Raw genomic sequence first — 16797 nt, 5'->3', positions numbered from 1 at the left:
TCAGTCACCCGCCGGTGGCGTGACCTTCTTGACGTAGAGCAGCCGGTCGCCGTGCTCGATCGCATCCGCCTCGGGAGCGTCGACCCGGTACAGCTGACCGTCGCGCACGACGCCGAGCACGATGTCCGCCAGGTGGCGCGGCGAGCCGCCGATCTCGCCCGGCTCGACGTCGCGTTCGGCGATCGCCAGGCCGGCGTCCGGGGTGAGCAGGTCCTCGACCATGTCGACGACGGAGGGGGTCGCGGTCGCCATGCCGAGCAGGCGGCCCGCCGTCTCGGACGACACGACGACCGAGTCGGCGCCGGACTGGCGCAGCAGGTGCTCGTTCTCCCGCTCCCGCACGGACGCGACGATCTGCGCCTTGGGAGCGAGCTCGCGGGCGGTCAGCGTCACCAGCACCGCCGTGTCGTCGCGGTTCGGGGCGACGACGATCGCACGCGCCCGTGCCGCGCCCGCGACGCGCAGCACGTCGTTGCGGGTACCGGACCCGTGCACGGTGACCAGCCCGATCGCGGACGCGGCGTCCAGCGACTCCTGCACGGTGTCGACGACGACGATCGAGCCGGGCTCGACGCCGTCGCCCAGCAACGCGGCAACCGCCGAACGGCCCTTGGTGCCGTATCCGACGACGACGACGTGGTCACGCACGACTCTCCTCCACTTCTGAATGCGCATCGCCTGGCGGGAGCGCTCGGTGAGCACCTCGAGTGTCGTGCCGACCAGCACGATCAGGAACAGCACGCGCAACGGCGTGATCACCAGGACGTTCACCAGCCGCGCGGTCGAGCTGGCGGGCGTGATGTCGCCGTATCCGGTGGTCGAGAGCGACACCGTGGCGTAGTAGAACGAGTCGAGCAGCGAGACGCCGTCCCCGTTGACGTCCCGGTAGCCGTCGCGGTCGAGGTAGACGATGAACACCGCCAGCAGCAACGCGGCGAGTGCGCCGATGACGCGCTTCACGATGGCTCGGGTCGGGCTCTCGACCTTGTCCGGCATCTTGATCACGCCGACGAGCGAGTGCGTCGGCTGATCGGTCAACCTCATCGAACCAACCTCTCGGGCAGGATCCGCCACAACACGGCCGCCGCCTCGGCACCCTTCAGCAGCAGCGGCACGACCACGCGTTCGTTCGGCGCGTGGATGCGATCATCCGGCAACGTCGCACCGAGGTAGACCACCGGCACGCCGAGCCACGCGTGCAACAGCGCCGCGGGCCCGGATCCGCCGGTGCGGCTGAACCGCACGGGCTGGTCGAAGGCGGCCTCGAACGCCTCGCGCAGCGCGGTGTTCGCCGGGTGCGTCACGTCCGCCGCGTACGGCGGCACGCCCTCACCGCGCACCTCCACCTCGGCGTGCACACCGGCGGGCGTGTGCGCGAGCACGAACGACCGCAGCTGGTCGATCACGACCTCCGGCCGCTGACCGGGCACGAGGCGGAACGACAGCTTCACCGACGCGCGCGACGGCACGATCGTCTTCAGCCCTGGCCCGGTGTACCCGCCGACGATGCCGTTGACCTCGGCCGTCGGCCGCACCCACACGCGTTCCAGCGTCGACCAGCCCGCCTCGCCGGACGCCACCTGCGCGCCGCCGGCGTTGTGCGCGAGCCACGCGGTCTCGTCGAACGGCAGCGAAGCCCAGTCCGCCCGCTCCTGCTCGGACGGCTCGAGCACGCCGTCGTAGAAACCGGGCAGCTGGACCCGGCCGTTGTCGTCGTGCAACGCGCCGACCAGGCGGGCCAGCGCGGTCACCGGGTTCGGCACGCCGCCACCGGCACGCCCGGAGTGCACGTCGGAGCTGCCTCCGGTGAAGGTCACCTCGGCGCCGACGACACCCCGCTGACCGGTGCACACGGTCGGCGCGTCGCGTTCGTGGAGCGGCGTGTCGGTGAACACCACCAGGTCGCACGCGAGGTCGGTGCGGTGGTCGTCGAGCAGCCGGCGGATGTGCGGCGAGCCGGACTCCTCCTCGCCCTCGACGAAGAGCTTCAGGGTCACCGACGGCGCCGCCTGGCCGGTCGCCGCGAGGTGGGCGCGCACGGCCAGCAGGTGCATCGCGACCTGCCCCTTGTCGTCGCTGGCACCGCGCCCGAACAGCTCCTCACCGACGAGCACCGGCGAGAACGGCGGGTGCTGCCACAGCTCGAGCGGGTCGACCGGCTGCACGTCGTGGTGCCCGTAGACGAGCACGGTCGGCGCGTCCGGGTCCGCCGACGGCCAGCACGCGTACACCGCGGGCAGCGCGGGGCCGGCATCCCACACCTCCACCTGCGGCCAGCCGTCCGCGCGCAGCGCCGCTGCCAGCCAGGACGCGGATCTGCCCACGTCAGCGTGGTGCGCCGGATCGGTGCCGATGGACGGGATGGTCAGCCACTCGCGCAGCCCGGCGAGGAAGCCGTCCGCGAGCGCCGTCACAGCGGCGCGCTCGGGATGACGAGAATCACCTGCCACGGGCGAGCACAATAGGCCAGCCCTCTCTCGCCTACGCGGCGTAGGTATGACAGTGTCACCGCATGGAACCGAACCGTTCCCCTGCGCGGTCGGCGTTCGCGCTGGCCGCCCTGCTCGGTCTCGCCGGAGTCACCCACTTCACGCGGCCGAAGCAGTACGACAGGATCGTCCCGGCCTCGCTGCCGGGTAGCGCTCGCACCTGGACCTACGTGTCCGGGGCGGTCGAACTGGCTCTCGCCGCAGCCGTCGCCGCCCCGACGACCCGTCGCCTCGGCGGCTTGCTGACGGCCGGTTTCTTCGTCGCGGTATTTCCAGCAAACGTGAAAATGGCTCTGGATTTCCGCACCAAGTCACCCAAGGCCAAGGCCATCGCATACGCACGGCTACCACTGCAGATACCCCTGGTGGCGTGGGCGCTGAAAGTGCGTCGCTCCGGCTGAGAACCGGTCCGGAAAACGCTGTCTTTGGTCCTGTTAGGAAAATAGGATGCTCCCTGTGCAACCGCTCCTTCAGCGCGCCGCGGCGGCGCTCGACTGGCACGGCATCGTCGTTCCCGACGTGGCCGTGCTCGGTCAGCAGGTGTCCGCGGTTGTACGCGTTCAGTCCGACGTGCACGAATGGCGAACAGCGAACGGCTGGCCGCCTCGGGCGGATCCCTCGTGGTTCCGCTCGTGGTTCGAGCCGTCCGCGCACGACCGCCTGCCCGTGGCCGCCGTGGAACTGGTCGGCGTGCTCGTCGGTGAGTCCACCGTGGACCGCGCGCTGCAGTCGTGCGGCACGCTCATGACCCTCGCGCCGTGCGCCGTCGTGCTGCCGCGCACCGAGGAGTCGCAGGCGTGGCCGTTCATCGAGCTGGACTACTACGGCATCGGCGTGGTGACCGTCGACGAGGCGGGCGCGGACCTGATGGTGCCGCCCGAGGACCGCTCGTCGGAGTTCGGCCCGTCGCTCTTCGGCCGCTGGCTGCTCGAGGTCCTCTACGAACGGGTCCTCAAGGAAGCGCACGCCCCGGTCAAGAGCTGACACTCCGGATCAACGCCTTGATGCCGTCCTCGTCGAGCAGGTCCGAGGGCCGCAGCGTGTGGTCGTGCCGCACGTAGTGGAACGCCGCACGCACGCTCGGCAGCGGCGCGTCGACCAGCGCCGCCCAGGCCAGCCGGTACGCCGCGAGCTGCACGGACAACGCCGGTAGCTGCTCTTCCTCCGGCACCGCGCCGGTCTTCCAGTCGACGACGGTCCAGCCGCCGTCTTCGTCGCGGAACACCGCGTCCATCCGCCCGCGCACCGAGATGCCCTCGAACTCCGCCTCGAAGGGCACCTCGACGTCGTGCGGCGCGCGGTCCGCCCACGCGCTGCCGAGGAACGCCTCCTTCAGCCGCTCCAGGTCCGCGTCCGGCGACGCGTCCTCGTCGCCCGCGCCGGGCAGCTCGTCGATGTCGAGCAGCCGGGTCGCGCCGAACCGGTTCTCCAGCCACGTGTGGAACGCCGTTCCGCGTCTGGCCATCGGGTTCGGCGGGAACGGCAGCGGGCGGCGCAGCCTGCGGGCCAGCAGGTCCGGGTCCTTCGCGAGCTCGACGAGCTGGCTCACCGAGAGGTTCTCCGGGAGCAGCACCTCCTCGCGCCTGCTCGCCGCGGCCGCCCGTTCCGCGAGCAGCACCTCGACGTCCTGCGCCCAGCCCTCCGGGTCCGCTTCCTCGTCCTCCTCCACGTCCTCGAACTCCGGCTCAGGCGGCGGTTCCTCGTCGAAGAAGGGCTCGTCGTCGGGTGGCGGCTCGAAGTCGTCCGGCGGCGGCTCGAGCTCCTCGATCGGCAGCAGCAGCTCGATCTGGTCGGGCGCCCGCAGGCCGGGGGTCTGCGCCCGGACAGCCGCGTCGCGGATCGCGTTCAGCTCGGCGAGCACCATCTCCGCGCCCTCGACGACCGCGTCCCGCCTGCGCCCGAGCGGGTCGTTCGGCCACTGCGCGGCCTTCACCTCGGCGGCGAGCGGGTTGGGCTCCTCCTCGTCCGGCTGGTCCGCCCAGACGACCACGTCACCCGGCGAGTCGTCGCCGGTCATGACCTCGTGGATCTCGGTGAGGAACGGGGACGGCCCCTTCGGCCGCTCCCCCGCCTCGGCCCACCAGTGCCCGGACATCAGCAGGCTGTGCTCGGCGCGCGTGACGCCGACGTAGAGCAAGCGGCGCTCCTCGACCAGCCTGCGCTCGTCGAACTCCTCCTCGTGCCGGGTGAGCGCCTCGTCGATCTCCTTGCGGTTCATGCCCGCGAACGCCCGCAGCACCGGCAGGTCCTGGGTGTCACCGCGCAGCTCGGCGGGCAGCTCGGTGACGTTGCGCAGCCAGCTCGACGACTTCTTCCGGCCGGGGAACACGTCCTTGACCAGGTGCGGGAGCGCGACGATGTGCCACTCCAGCCCCTTCGCGGAGTGCACTGTCAGCACCTGCACCCGATCTTCGGCGACCTCGACCTCGCCCGGTTCGAGACCGTCCTCGGCGTGCTCGGCGGTGTAGAGGTAGTCCAGCAGCGACTGCAGCGTCGCACTCGGGCTGGACTGCGCGTAGTCCGCGACGACGTCCGCGAACGCGTCGAGGTGCGCCCGCCCCACGCTGCCCGGCCGCGCCATGGCCTCGATGTCCAGCAGCAACGTGCGTTCGACGTCCGCGACCAGCTCGGGCAGCGGCTGGACCAGCCGCTCGCGCAACCGGGACAGCTCGCCGCCGAGCCTGCGGATGCGCCGGTAGCCGTCCGGCGAGTACGCGTCCGGCGAGCCGGGGTTGTCCAGCGCGTCGGCCAGCCCGGCCTGCTCGGCGTGCTCACCGGGCAGCGCGTCCGCGATCACCAGCAGCGGATCGTCCACAACGGACTGACGGCTCGGCGAGATGGCCAGCTCGCGCGCCCGTTGCCACAGCGCGGCCAAGTCTCGCGCCGCCACCCGCCAGCGCGACCCGGTGAGCAACCGCGCGGCTGCCGTGCCCGCCAGCGGGTCGACGAGCACCCTGAGCGCGCTGGTCAAGTCGCGCACCTCGGGTTCGTCGAGCAACCCGCCGAGCCCGACGACCTCGACCGGCAGCCCGCGTTCCCGCAGCGCCGCCGCGATCGCCGCCATGTCGCTGCGGCGCCGCACCAGCACCGCGGCCGTGGGCGGCACGTTGTGCTCGTCGAGGTGCGCTTCCCACTGCGCCGCAACGGTGTCCGCCATCCAGTCCAGCTCGGCGCGGATGTCCGTGTGCAGCGCGAGCCGCACGTCGCCCGGCCCCGCGCCTTCTCTGGCTTTGAGCTCCTCGACGTCGAGTCCCATGTCCCGCAACGGTTTCGACACCGCGTTCGCGAGCGTCAGCACCTCCGGCGGGTTGCGGAAGCTGGTGAGCAGCCCGAACTTGTTGGTAGGCGGGAAGTCGTCCGCGAACCGCGGCAGGTTCGCCGCGCTCGCGCCGCGCCAGCCGTAGATGGCCTGCGCCGGGTCGCCGACGGCCGTGACCGGCATGTGCCCGCTCTTATGCGACTGCCCCTGCCCGAACAGGGATCGCAGCAGCACGCGCTGCGCGTGCCCGGTGTCCTGGTACTCGTCGAGCAGCACCGTGCCGTACCGGTCGCGCTCGCCCTGCACGACCTCGCGGTGGGAGTCCGCGAGCAGGGCCGCGAGGCTCATCTGGTCGGCGAAGTCCATCGCCGCCTCACGCCGTTTCCGCTGCTGGTAGGCCTCCAGCAACGGCAGCAGCGCGACCCGCATCCGCTGCGCGCCGATGACGACCTTCAGCTTCTCCGGCAGGGCATCACGCTGTCCTTTGGCTTTAGGGGCGTTCTCGATCAACGAGCACAGCTTCTCGGCGTTGTCCCGCAACGCTTCCGGCTCGACCAGGTGCTCCCCCAGCTCACCGGCCAGCGCCAGCAGGTACCCGGTGATCGTCGCGGGCACCTTGTCCGTGTCCAGGTCGCGCGACCACGTCGCGACCACGCGGTGCGCCAGCTGCCACGACGCGGTCTCGGTCAGCAGCCGCACACCGGGCTCGACCGGCAGCCGCAGCCCGTGCTCGCTCACCAGCCTGCCCGCGTAGGCGTGGTAGGTCAGCACCGTCGGCTCACCGGTCAGCACGGCCATCCGCCGCTCGCCACTCGGATCCAGCTCGTCGAGCAGCCCCGACCCGGCCAGCCTGCGCAGCCGCGCCCGCACCCGCTCCGCGAGCTGCCGCGCCGCCTTGCGCGTGAACGTCAGGCCCAGCACCCGGTCCGGCGTGACGATCCCGTTCGCCACCAGCCACACCACGCGCGCGGCCATGGTCTCCGTCTTGCCCGCCCCCGCACCGGCCACGACGAGCGCGGGCGACGTGGGCGCCGCGATCACCGCCGCCTGCTCGGGCGTCGGTTTGTTCAGCCCGAGCGCGTCGGCGACCTCGAACGGGCTGACAGTCACCTGGCGTCCTCGGTGTCGTCGTTGATGAGGGGAGCTTTCATCAACCTGAGCTCGATGAAAGCTCCCCTCATCCAACACACCAGCCGCACTACTCGCTCACCTGCCTGCCCGACGGGTGGATCGGGCAGCTGGTGCGCGCGGGGCAGCGGTCGCAGTCGGCGTTCTCCCGTGCCGTGTACTCGGGCCCGACGACGGACTCGGCGGCGTCCTGCACGACCTCCAGCCACGCGGTGACGCCCTGCTCGTCGAGCGGCGCCTGCGCGCGTTCGACGGCGCCGGTCTTCTTGTCCTCCCGCGCGACGTACAGCAGCCGCGCGCCACCGGGCTCGGTGCCGAGGCCGATGTGCGTGAACCCGCCCAGCGAGGTCGCCAGCTGGTAGACGGCGAGCTGCGGGTGCTCCTGGCCCTGGTCCTTGGACACCGGGTTCTTGCCGGTCTTGATGTCCACCACCACCGGCCGGCCGTCGGCGTCGGACTCGAGGCGGTCGACGCGGCCTCGGACCACGAGCCACGGTCCGCCGTCGCGCTTGGGCACCTCGACCGACATGTCCTCCTCGACCGCGATCTGGGTCAGCTGGCCGCGGCTGGACGTCAGCCAGGTCAGGAACGTGTCCAGCATGCGTTCGACGCGGATGCGCTCGCGCCGGGAGAACCAGGGGGCGCCCGCGTCGACTGCGGCCCACGCCTCGTCGAGCTTCTCCCGCAGCGCCACCGCGTCCGCGCCGGAGGCCGCGGCCTGGGCCAGCGCGTGCACCAGGGTGCCGGTGACCGACGCCAGCTCGGCCGGGTCCTGGCCGCCGTGCCGTTCGACGACCCAGCGCAGCGGGCACTTCGTGATCACCTCGATCGTCGACGGCGACACGCTGACCCGCTGTTCCTCCGTCCACAGCGGGTCGGCGGTCGTCACGTCCGCGAGGCCGTACCAGGAGTCCGGGTGCGCGCCCGGCACGCCGGCCTCGGCGAGCCGGGCCAGCTGGGTGGCCGCACGTCCCCGGCGATCAGCCGACTCGTCGTCGGAGCACACCACCCGGCGCAGCTCGCCCACCAGCTCGGCCAGCACCAGGCCGCGTTCGGGGCGGTGCAGCGGGCGTTCCTCCTCCTCTGTCGACGCGCCGTCCAGCTCGTCGAGGAACCGCGACGGCTGCTCGTCCTCACCGCGCACCGCGCTCACCAGCAACGTGCGGCGGGCACGCGATGCGGCCACGAGCAGCAGCCTGCGCTCCTCGGCCAGCAGCGGCGCCGTCGCCGAGACGAACGTGGCCGGATCCAGCCCGGCCAGCACGTCGACCATCCGCTCGACGCCGAGCAGCGTGCCGCGCAGCCGCAGGTCCGGCCAGCTGCCCTCCTGCACACCGGGCACCGCGACGACCGTCCACTCGCGACCGGCGGCCGCGTGCGCCGTCAGCACCGCGACGGCCTCGCCGACGGGTGCCGACGCGGCCAGGCTGTCGCCCACGAACTGCTGCGCCGCGAGGTAGTCCGCGAACCCGGCGACACCCGAGCCGGGCAGCCGGTCGACGTACTTCGCGGCCGATTCGAACAGCCCGACGATCGCGTCGAGGTCGCGGTCGGCCTGCATGCCGGTCGTGCCGCGCCGCCCCGACTGGTTCACCCAGCGGTCCTGCAGCCCGCTGGCCGTCCACAGCTCCCACAGCACCTGCTCGACCGTGCGGCCCTTGGCGATCGTCTCGCGCGCGACCTTCAGCAGCGCCGCGATCCGCCGCGCGGGCAACGACTCCACGTCCTCGAGAGCGGCCAGCCGGTCGCCCTCCTCGATCACGTCGACGATCAGCTGCCCACTCGACCGGTCACCGCCCGCGGCCATCTCCAGCCGCCGCAGCCCGCGCCGCAACCGCCGCAGCGCCAACGGGTCCGCGCCACCCAGCGCGGACGACAGCAGCATCGCCGCCGAGTCCTCGTCGAGGCTGCCCGGCACGGCCGCGGCGCGCAGCAACGCCAGCAGCGGACGCACCGCGGGCTGCTGCGCCAGCGGCAGCTCGTCCGACGGCACCGCGACCGGCACGCCGGCGGCGAGCAGAGCCCGTTGCAGCACGGGCAGTTCCCGCGACGTCGACCGCACGAGCACCGCCATCTGCGACCACGGCACCTCGTCCACGAGATGCGCGCGCCGCAGCTGGTCCGCCACCCAGCTCGCCTCCTGCGCGGCCGACGCGAGCAGCCGCACCTGCACCACACCGGTGCCGTCGCAGGGCACCACGTGCCGGGCGGGCGACGCACCGGGCAACCGCCCGGCGAGCCGCGCCACCGCGTCCCGCACCTCGGGCGGCATCCGGTACCCCTGCGACAGCACCACCGTCGTCGCCTCGAAGTCCTGCAGCAGCGAGGGATCCGCGCCGCGGAACGAGAACACCGCCTGGTCCGGGTCGCCGGTCACGACGAACCGCTCCGCCGCGCCACCCAGCCTGCGGATCAGCTGGAACTGCTGCGGGTCGAGGTGCTGCGCGTCGTCGACGTACAGGTGCCGCACCCGCACCTGCTCGTGCGCCAGCAGCTCGTCGTCGGTGTCGAACGCGAGCAGGGCGCTGCTGACGAGCTCGGCCGCGTCCAGCGACGGCGACAGGTCGTACCGGCCTGCCAGCAGGGTGATCTCCTCGTACTGCCTGCCGAACAGGCCGGCGGCGATCCACTCGTCCCTGCCGTGCCTGCGGCCCAGCGCGATCAGGTCCTCCGGCCCCAGCCCGCGTTCGGACGCGCGCAGCAGCAGGTCGCGCACCTCCGCCGCGAAGCCGGGCAGCTCCAGGGCGGGCCGCAGCCGCTCGGGCCAGTCCAGCGCGCCGTCCTCGACGTTGCCCGCCAGCAGGTCGCGGACCATCGCGTCCTGCTCGGGACCGGACAGCAGCCGCGGCGACGGCTCCTCGCGCAGCACGGCCTGGTTGCGCAGGACCGCGAACGCGTACGAGTGCACCGTGCGCACCAGCGGCTCGCGGATCGTGCGCATCTTGCCGGTGAGCAGCCGGGTGATGTGCGCTCGCATCTCGACCGACGCGCGCCGGTTCGCGGTCAGCACCAGCACGCTCTCCGGGTCCGCCCCGTGCTCGAGCACCTGGTGCGCGGCCAGCTCGGCGAGCAGCGTCGACTTGCCCGTCCCCGGCCCGCCCAGCACCCGCAACGGGCCGCCTGCGTGGTCGAACACCGCCCTGCCAGCGGCGTCCCACTCGGGCCGGGGCCGGGGTTCCGGCGTCCGGCGTACGAGGAGGGGGGCCTGGCGCATGCATGGATTCCACCACGCACCCCTGACATGTTCCGTGACGCCCGCCGCGCGCCACCACATGCGTCTTTCGACTACCTTCTTGACAGTTGGTAGTGGTCTAGTCCACTTTTAGTGGAGTGTGAGCCCTCTCACCGCCAGCGCCGCCGCCCTGGACGATTCGAGTCATGGAGGACTGATGAAGCCCGTGCGGCGGTTCCTCGTCGGTGTGGTCGCGGCGGCATGTGTCGCGACCGTCACGCCAGCACCCGCCCAAGCCGCGGTCAACCCCGTCCTGGCGGCCCCCTACCTGTACCAGTGGGGCAACAAGCCGAACGGCGTGACCGTGATGAACCAGACCGGGATCAAGGCCTTCACCCTCGCGTTCATCCTGTCCGACGGCGGCTGCAACCCGGCGTGGGACGGCAGCCGGTCGCTCACCGGCGCCGACGCGACCCTGATCAAGAACATCCGCGCGGCGGGCGGCGACATCGTGCCGTCGTTCGGCGGCTGGTCCGGCAAGAAGCTCGGCCAGTTCTGCTCGTCACCCGCGGCTCTCGCGGGCGCGTACCAGAAGGTGATCAACGCCTACCAGCTCAAGGCCATCGACATCGACATCGAGGCCCAGGAGTTCGAGAACGCGACGACGCAGGACCGCGTGCTCGGCGCCCTGAAGATCATCAAGACGAACAACCCCGGCGTGCGGACGGTCATCACCATGCCGACCGAGCGCACCGGCCCCAACACCTGGGGCAAGCGGCTCGTGACGCGCGCCAAGGAACTCGGCACGCCGATCGACGTGTGGGCGGTCATGCCGTTCGACTTCGGCAACGGCGGCGACATGTTCGCGTACACCAAGAGCGCGGTGGACGGCCTCAAGAACCACGTGAAGTCGACGTTCGGGCTGACCGACGACGCCGCGTACCGGCGCAGCGGCCTGTCCTCGATGAACGGCAAGACCGACACCAACGAGACGGTGACGCCGCAGAACTTCCGCGACATCGTCGGCTGGGCGAACACCAAGCACCTCGCCCGCGTGTCGTTCTGGGCCGTGAACCGGGACCGCGGCGGCTGCAGCGGTTCGGGCAGCGACTGCAGCGGCATCCCGCAGGCCTCTTACGAGTTCACCAAGGCCCTGACCAAGTTCACGGGCTGATCACAACTCCTCCGGTGGCCGGACGATGACCCCGACCCCGTCCGGTCACCGGGGTTCCAGCTTCTCCACGAACTCACCGGGCGTGCTCGCCGTGCCGTAGAAGTCACCGGTCGCGAAGTCCGCACCCGCGGCACGCCACCACTCGGCCTGCTCCGCGCTGTCGATCCCGTCGACCGCGATCGTCACGCCCGACTCCCGCACCAGCGGCATCAGCCCGGTGACGTACGGGGCCTGCGACTCCACCAGCCCGCGCGCCACGCGCACCGACTTCACCGGCAGGTCCGTGACCGCCCGCAGGTCCAGCGGGCCGAGCCCGAAGTCGTCGAGCACCGTGTAGACGCCCATGTCCGCGAGCACCGTCAGGTTGTCGGCCGCGTCGGCGATCGGCAGCACGCCGACCGGCATGCTGATCATCAGGTGCTCGGCCTTCAGCCCGGTCTCCTCCAGCACACCGACCACGCGTGACACCAGGTCCGCGTCGGTCGACTGGTGCTGGGTGAGCCGCAGGGCCAGCAGCCGGTCGAACTGCTCGCGCTGCCGCCACCACACCGCCTGGCCGCTCACGATGCGCAGCAGCCACTCACCGAGCGGCAGGATCAGGCCGGTCTCCTCGGCCAGCGCCGCGCACCGGTCGTGGTTCAGCGGCGCGATGCCGGGCCGGTCCCAGCGCAGCGACGCCTCGACGCCCGTCAGCGAGCCGGTCTCGATGTGCGCGATCGGCCGGTACCGCACGCCGATCTCGCCGTGCTCCCACGCTCCCGGCATGACGACGGCCAGCGCGTGGTCGCGCCGGTCCTCCGCGTCCTGGGCGTGGTGGAACTGCTCCCACTGGCCGCGCCTGGCCACCTTGGCGCGCCGCAACGTCAGGTCGGCCGCGCGCAACAGCTCCGCGGGCTCGAGTCCGGGACCCGGCCGATCCACGATGCCGGCGCTCACCGAGACCGCGAGGCCGTGACCGTCCACATAGGTCGGTTCGGCGAGGTCCTCGTTGATGTTCTTCATGATGGTCGCGATGCCCGGCGTGGTGGCCGAGTTCTCCAGCAGGATGCCGAACTCGTCGCCGTCGAACCGGGCGATCATGGCCTTCTCGTGCGACAGCACGGACTTCAGCCGCTGCGCGACGTGCTGGAGCAACCGCTCGCCGACCCGTCCGCCGAGGCTGTTGCACACCATGCCGAACGCGTCGATGTCGAGGTGGAACACCGTGACGCCGTGCTCGGGGTCGGCGCGCCGCACCGCGGTCTCCAGCTGGGTGCTGAAGAACTGCCGGTTCGGCAGCCCGGTGAGCACGTCGTGCAGCGCCTGCCGGTTGAGCTCGCCCTGCAACAGGGCCAGTTCCGTGCCGTCCTCCACGACCACGACGAAGTGGCCCGTCCCGTCGTCCTCACCGCGCAGCAGCGACGCGGTCAGCGTGAGCCGCGCGACGTCGCCGTCCTTGCGCAGCATCCGCTGCGACTGCCGGACCCGGTCCTTGCCGCCGTCGAGCAGCACGGCCATGGCGTCGCGCAGGAACTCGGCCGAGTCCGGTGCGGCGAGGTCGAGCAGCGCGATGCCGGCCAGCTCGTCGGCGCCGTACCCGAGTATGTCGCCAAGGGCGTCGTTCGCCCTGACCAGCCGCCCGTTGAGGTCGACGATCATGATGCCGCTGGTGGACGACGTCGCGACCTCGTCGAAGCGCGCCTCGCTCTGCTTGAGGCTCCAGTTCGCGTCGCGCACGGCCTTCAGCAGCGACATCTGCATGCTCTGCTGCTGCTCGAATATGGATCGGGAATTCGCGTCGGCGAAACCGCATGCCATCGCACCGATTCCGAGTACGATCCGCTCGGCGTACCGATCGGTCGGCTGGAATTCCGGTAATGCGAGCAATCCCTTGCCGAGCACCTCCGCGGTGCAGCGCAGACCGGCGTGCCCGACGTACCCGAGCGCGACCAGCCGTTCACCCACCTGCTCGAGCAGGCGCAGGTCGAACGGTTCGGCGTGGAGCGCGTCGCACAGCAGGTCGAGCTGGTCGCGCAGCTCGCGGTCGAGCTCTTCCCTGCTCAGCGGAACGACGACGACGCCGATGAGCAGGTAGGTCCACTTGCGCGCGAGCGCGACCCGCGCGCGGACGAGGTCTGGGCGCGGCGTGAATTCCGGTCTTCGGCTTGGGTTCGGCATTCCCGTTGCCCTGCTAGGGGATGTGGAGATTGTTCGGCAGTTTACCTACCCAGTGTCGATACCCGCTCGACCGAGAGTGTGAATCTGTCTCACCCGATCGAGATCCCTTATGGCTTTCTGCCTACACCCGCGTACGCGAGCATGTTCATGCCGTACTCGTCCGCGATGTCACCCGGTCCGTCAGGCCGCCACTCTCCGCATCCGACGAGGCCGGGCTCGACCAGCTCGTAGCCGTCGAACAGCGCGTGCACCTGGTCGTACGAGCGCATCGTCATCTGATCGGCGCTCCTGCTCTTCTTGATGACGTCGGTCGCAGCGCTGACCGCGTCGTCCTGGTGGTCGGCGCTGACGTGCGTCATCGCGAGGTAGCTCCCCGGCGCCAGCGCGTCGCGGTAGACCTTCATCAACGCCGGCGGGTCCGACTCGTCGGGAACCCAGTGCATCATCAGCAGCATCAGCAGCCCGACGGGCTCGTCGAGGTTCAGCAACCGCCGCACCTCCGGGCTGGCGAGGATCGCCTCCGGGTCGCGCATGTCGGCCTGCACGACCGCGGCGCGGTCGTTGCTCATCAGCATCAGCTCGCTGTGCGCCACCGCGACCGGGTCGCGGTCGACGTAGACGATGCGGCACGCCGGGTCGGCGTCCTGGGCCACCTCGTGCACGTTCGCCACCGTGGGGATGCCCGATCCGATGTCCAGGAACTGCCGGATGCCCTGGTCCATCATGAATCGCACCGCCCGGCCGAGGAACCGCCGGTTCACCCTGGCCGCGTTGCGGAGTCCGGGCATCAGGTGCTCGATCTGCCCGCCGACCTCGCGATCCACCGCGAAGTTGTGCGCACCACCCAGCATGTAGTCGTAGACACGCGCCATGCTCGGCACCGAGACGTCGACGCTGAGCGGAACCCAGTCCTGCGTTTGAGGCACGGTGAACACCTCTTCATCTCGTGGGATGGATGAGCTTAGCGACTGAGTGCCAACAGGTACTGGTCCATCGGTGTGACCCGACACCACCCGATCAGGCACTGTCGATTGACTCCGAACGGAGCCTAGGGTGGTCCGTCGCTCAGAGCCTCTGGAAGGAGTGCGGATGCCCGTCCCGGTGGCGCCCGGCCGCTGGCCTCTGATCGGGCACACACCGGCGATGCTGCGCAAGCGTGCCGAGTTCACGTCGACGTTGCGCGATCACGGCGAGGTCGTCGAAGTGGACCTCGGCCCGATGCGCACGTACTTCGTCACCAGCCCGCGCCTCGCGCACCAGGTGCTGGTCACCGACGGCTCGAAGTTCCGCAAGGGCGCGATGTTCGACAAGTTCCAGCCGTACCTCGGCACCGGGTTGCTGCTGTCGAACGGCGAGTTCCACCGGCGGCAGCGCCGGATGCTCCAGCCCGCGTTCCACCGCGACCGCATCGCGCGCTACGCGGAGACGATGGTGCGCGCGGCGTCGGCGCTGACGTCGGAGTGGCAACCGGGTGAGGTGCGCGTCGTCGAGAACGACATGCAGGCACTCGCCGTCACGATCGTCGGTGAAGCGCTGTTCTCCACGGAGATGGGCAAGCGCGCGATCGAGGAGGTGCGCCGTTCCATCTTCGTCGTGATCAAGCAGGGCATGGTCCGCGCGTTGTCGCCGTCCTTCGTCGAGCGGTTACCCATCCCCGGCAACCGCCAGTTCGACGAGGCGATCGAGCGCATGAAGGCCATCGTCCTCGAGGTGATCGCGAGCTGGCGGGCCGACGGCGTCGACCACGGTGACCTGCTGTCGATGTTGTTGCTGGCGCAGGACGAGGACAGCGGCGCGGGCATGACCGACCAGCAGACCTACGACGAGGTCCTGACGCTGCTCACCGCCGGGATCGAGACCACCGCGCTCGCGCTGGCGTGGATCTTCCACGAGATCGCGCGGAACCCTGATGTCGAACAGCGGCTGCACACCGAGATCGACGAGGTGCTGGGCGATCGCCCGGTCACCTTCGCGGACGTCTCCCGCCTCACCTACACGGGCCAGGTCGTCAACGAGGTCCTGCGGATGTACCCGGTGTGGTTCGTGATGCGCCGGACCCTGACCGAGGTGGACCTCGGCGGAGTGGTGCTCCCGGCAGGCGCCGAGGTGATCGTCAGCCCGCACGCCGTGCACTTCGATCCGCGCTCCTTCAACGACCCGGAGCGCTTCGACCCCGACCGCTGGTCTCCCGACCGCGCCGAGCAGCTGCCGAAGGGTGCGTTCATCCCGTTCGGCGCGGGCAACCGCCAGTGCCTCGGAAATCTCTTCGCACAGACCGAGATCGCCATGACCGTGGCGACCGTCGCCGCCCGCTGGCGGCTGGTTCCGGTGCAGCCGGTGCGCGTGAAGTTCACGTCCGCCGCGTACCCCAGCGGCCTGCTCATGAAGGCGGTTCCCCGCAACTAGTTGGAGGTAGTTCTCTCATGCGTTTCCGCCGGTTGTGCGCCGCGGTGTTGCTCGCCACCGGAATCAGCCTCGTACCCGCTCCCGCGCACGCGGCTGCCATCACCTGCGAGGACGTGACCGTTCCCGTCACGATCGCGTTCACCCCGCAGACCATGTACGGCAGGCTGTGCGCCCCGCAGGGAGCGTCCACCGTCCAGGTCCTGATCCCCGGTGGCACGTACGACAGCTCCTACTGGGACATCGGCTACGCCCCCGACAGCCGTTCGTTCCGGCTGGCGATGAACAAGGCGGGCTTCGCGACGCTGGCGGTCGACCGCCTCGGCACGGGCCGCAGCTCGAAGCCGTTCAGCGCACTCGTGACCGCGACGGCCCAGGCCATCGCGGTGCACCAGGTGATCCAGACGCTGCGCCCGAGGTTCTCCAAGGTGATCGTCGGCGGCCACTCGATCGGGTCCGCGATGGCCATGATCGAGGCCGGCATGTTCCGCGACGTCGACGGCGTGCTGGTCACCGGGTTCACGCACCGGATGAACCTCATCACCGTCCTGCCGGTGCTCGCGAACATGATCCCGGCTCCGCTGGCGGGCATCGGCCTCGATCCCGGCTACCTGACCACCAGCCCGAACACCAGGTACACCTCGTTCCACGCCCCCGGCCCGCTCGTGCAGGGCGCGATCTCGTTCGATGAGTCCACAAAGGACGTTTTCGCCGCAACCGAGGCCGTGGACACGATCCTGCTCAACAGCACGGTGATCCCGATCTCCCGGCAGATCAACGTCCCGGTGATCATCGTCGTCGGCAACGACAACCACTTCTGCGGCTCACCGCTGGGCAGCGACTGCTCGTCGGCCGCCGCGCTGCGGACGTCGGAGCTGCCGTTCTTCACCACATCACCGAGCCTGCAGACCTACATCCTGAGCGGCTACGGCCACTCGATCAACTACGCACCGAACGCACCCGACTACCACTCGGTGGTCGCCGGGTGGGCACGCACCATCCGCTGATTAAGCTG

The 16797-nt window shown here is 70.8% G+C and carries 11 protein-coding genes; 5 read left to right on the top strand and 6 right to left on the bottom strand.

Translation table 11 applies throughout. The features are described from left to right. Positions 1–1044, bottom strand: a complete 1044-nt coding sequence (locus FKR81_RS24865) for a potassium channel family protein (RefSeq protein WP_146354918.1) — start codon at positions 1042–1044, stop codon at positions 1–3. Beyond that, positions 1041–2450, bottom strand: a complete 1410-nt coding sequence (locus FKR81_RS24860; RefSeq protein WP_146354916.1) for a M20/M25/M40 family metallo-hydrolase — start codon at positions 2448–2450, stop codon at positions 1041–1043. The genes FKR81_RS24865 and FKR81_RS24860 overlap by 4 nt, the downstream gene beginning before the upstream one ends. A 62-nt stretch (positions 2451–2512) precedes the next feature. On the opposite strand from FKR81_RS24860, the gene FKR81_RS24855 reads away from it, so the two are divergent. Both FKR81_RS24855 and FKR81_RS24850 read left to right on the top strand, forming a co-directional pair. Further along, positions 2513–2890: a DoxX family protein gene (locus FKR81_RS24855; RefSeq protein WP_146354914.1), complete on the top strand. Its 378-nt coding sequence runs from the start codon at positions 2513–2515 to the stop codon at positions 2888–2890. A gap of 55 nt (positions 2891–2945) precedes the next feature. Then, positions 2946–3473 carry a hypothetical protein gene (locus FKR81_RS24850; protein ID WP_186763156.1) on the top strand — a complete coding sequence of 176 codons (528 nt, stop codon included), beginning with the start codon at positions 2946–2948 and terminating at the stop codon, positions 3471–3473. Here FKR81_RS24850 and FKR81_RS24845 read toward each other — a convergent pair. Continuing rightward, positions 3463–6858, bottom strand: coding sequence for an ATP-dependent helicase (locus tag FKR81_RS24845; RefSeq protein ID WP_146354910.1), 3396 nt, complete (start codon positions 6856–6858; stop codon positions 3463–3465). The genes FKR81_RS24850 and FKR81_RS24845 overlap by 11 nt on opposite strands. A gap of 88 nt (positions 6859–6946) precedes the next feature. After that, positions 6947–10090, bottom strand: coding sequence for an ATP-dependent helicase (locus FKR81_RS24840; protein ID WP_146354908.1), 3144 nt, complete (start codon positions 10088–10090; stop codon positions 6947–6949). Positions 10091–10265: 175 nt separating this feature from the next. On the opposite strand from FKR81_RS24840, the gene FKR81_RS24835 reads away from it, so the two are divergent. Beyond that, the gene (locus FKR81_RS24835) at positions 10266–11222 is read left to right on the top strand and encodes a chitinase (protein WP_146354906.1); all 957 of its coding nucleotides are present in this window, start codon (positions 10266–10268) and stop codon (positions 11220–11222) included. 45 nt (positions 11223–11267) lie between these two features. On the opposite strand, the gene FKR81_RS24830 is transcribed toward FKR81_RS24835, so the two are convergent. After that, on the bottom strand, positions 11268–13379 hold the full coding sequence (locus FKR81_RS24830) for a putative bifunctional diguanylate cyclase/phosphodiesterase (protein WP_146354904.1): 2112 nt from the start codon (positions 13377–13379) through the stop codon (positions 11268–11270). Between the two features lie 107 nt (positions 13380–13486). Continuing rightward, a complete protein-coding gene (locus FKR81_RS24825; protein ID WP_268891578.1) occupies positions 13487–14305 on the bottom strand; it encodes an SAM-dependent methyltransferase in 819 nt (272 codons plus the stop codon). 163 nt (positions 14306–14468) lie between these two features. Between FKR81_RS24825 and FKR81_RS24820 the strand changes: the two genes are divergently transcribed. Both FKR81_RS24820 and FKR81_RS24815 read left to right on the top strand, forming a co-directional pair. Next, entirely contained in the window at positions 14469–15785 is a 1317-nt protein-coding gene (locus tag FKR81_RS24820; protein WP_146354900.1) for a cytochrome P450, read from the top strand. A 17-nt stretch (positions 15786–15802) separates the two neighbouring features. Beyond that, positions 15803–16789 (top strand): alpha/beta hydrolase, encoded by a 987-nt coding sequence (locus tag FKR81_RS24815; RefSeq protein ID WP_186763155.1) that lies wholly within the window; start codon positions 15803–15805, stop codon positions 16787–16789. Positions 16790–16797 lie beyond the last annotated feature (8 nt).

Source organism: Lentzea tibetensis (assembly GCF_007845675.1).
GTDB classification, from domain to species: Bacteria; Actinomycetota; Actinomycetes; order Mycobacteriales; family Pseudonocardiaceae; genus Lentzea; species Lentzea tibetensis.
This window is presented reverse-complemented; position numbering and strand designations above follow the sequence as displayed.

Coding starts and splice junctions, on each gene's coding strand:
- FKR81_RS24865 (WP_146354918.1), bottom strand. CDS start 1,044: ATGAGGTTGACCGATCAGCCGACGCACTCGCTCGTCGGCGTGATCAAG.
- FKR81_RS24855 (WP_146354914.1), top strand. CDS start 2,513: ATGGAACCGAACCGTTCCCCTGCGCGGTCGGCGTTCGCGCTGGCCGCC.
- FKR81_RS24840 (WP_146354908.1), bottom strand. CDS start 10,090: ATGCGCCAGGCCCCCCTCCTCGTACGCCGGACGCCGGAACCCCGGCCC.
- FKR81_RS24835 (WP_146354906.1), top strand. CDS start 10,266: ATGAAGCCCGTGCGGCGGTTCCTCGTCGGTGTGGTCGCGGCGGCATGT.
- FKR81_RS24830 (WP_146354904.1), bottom strand. CDS start 13,379: ATGCCGAACCCAAGCCGAAGACCGGAATTCACGCCGCGCCCAGACCTC.
- FKR81_RS24820 (WP_146354900.1), top strand. CDS start 14,469: ATGCCCGTCCCGGTGGCGCCCGGCCGCTGGCCTCTGATCGGGCACACA.
- FKR81_RS24815 (WP_186763155.1), top strand. CDS start 15,803: ATGCGTTTCCGCCGGTTGTGCGCCGCGGTGTTGCTCGCCACCGGAATC.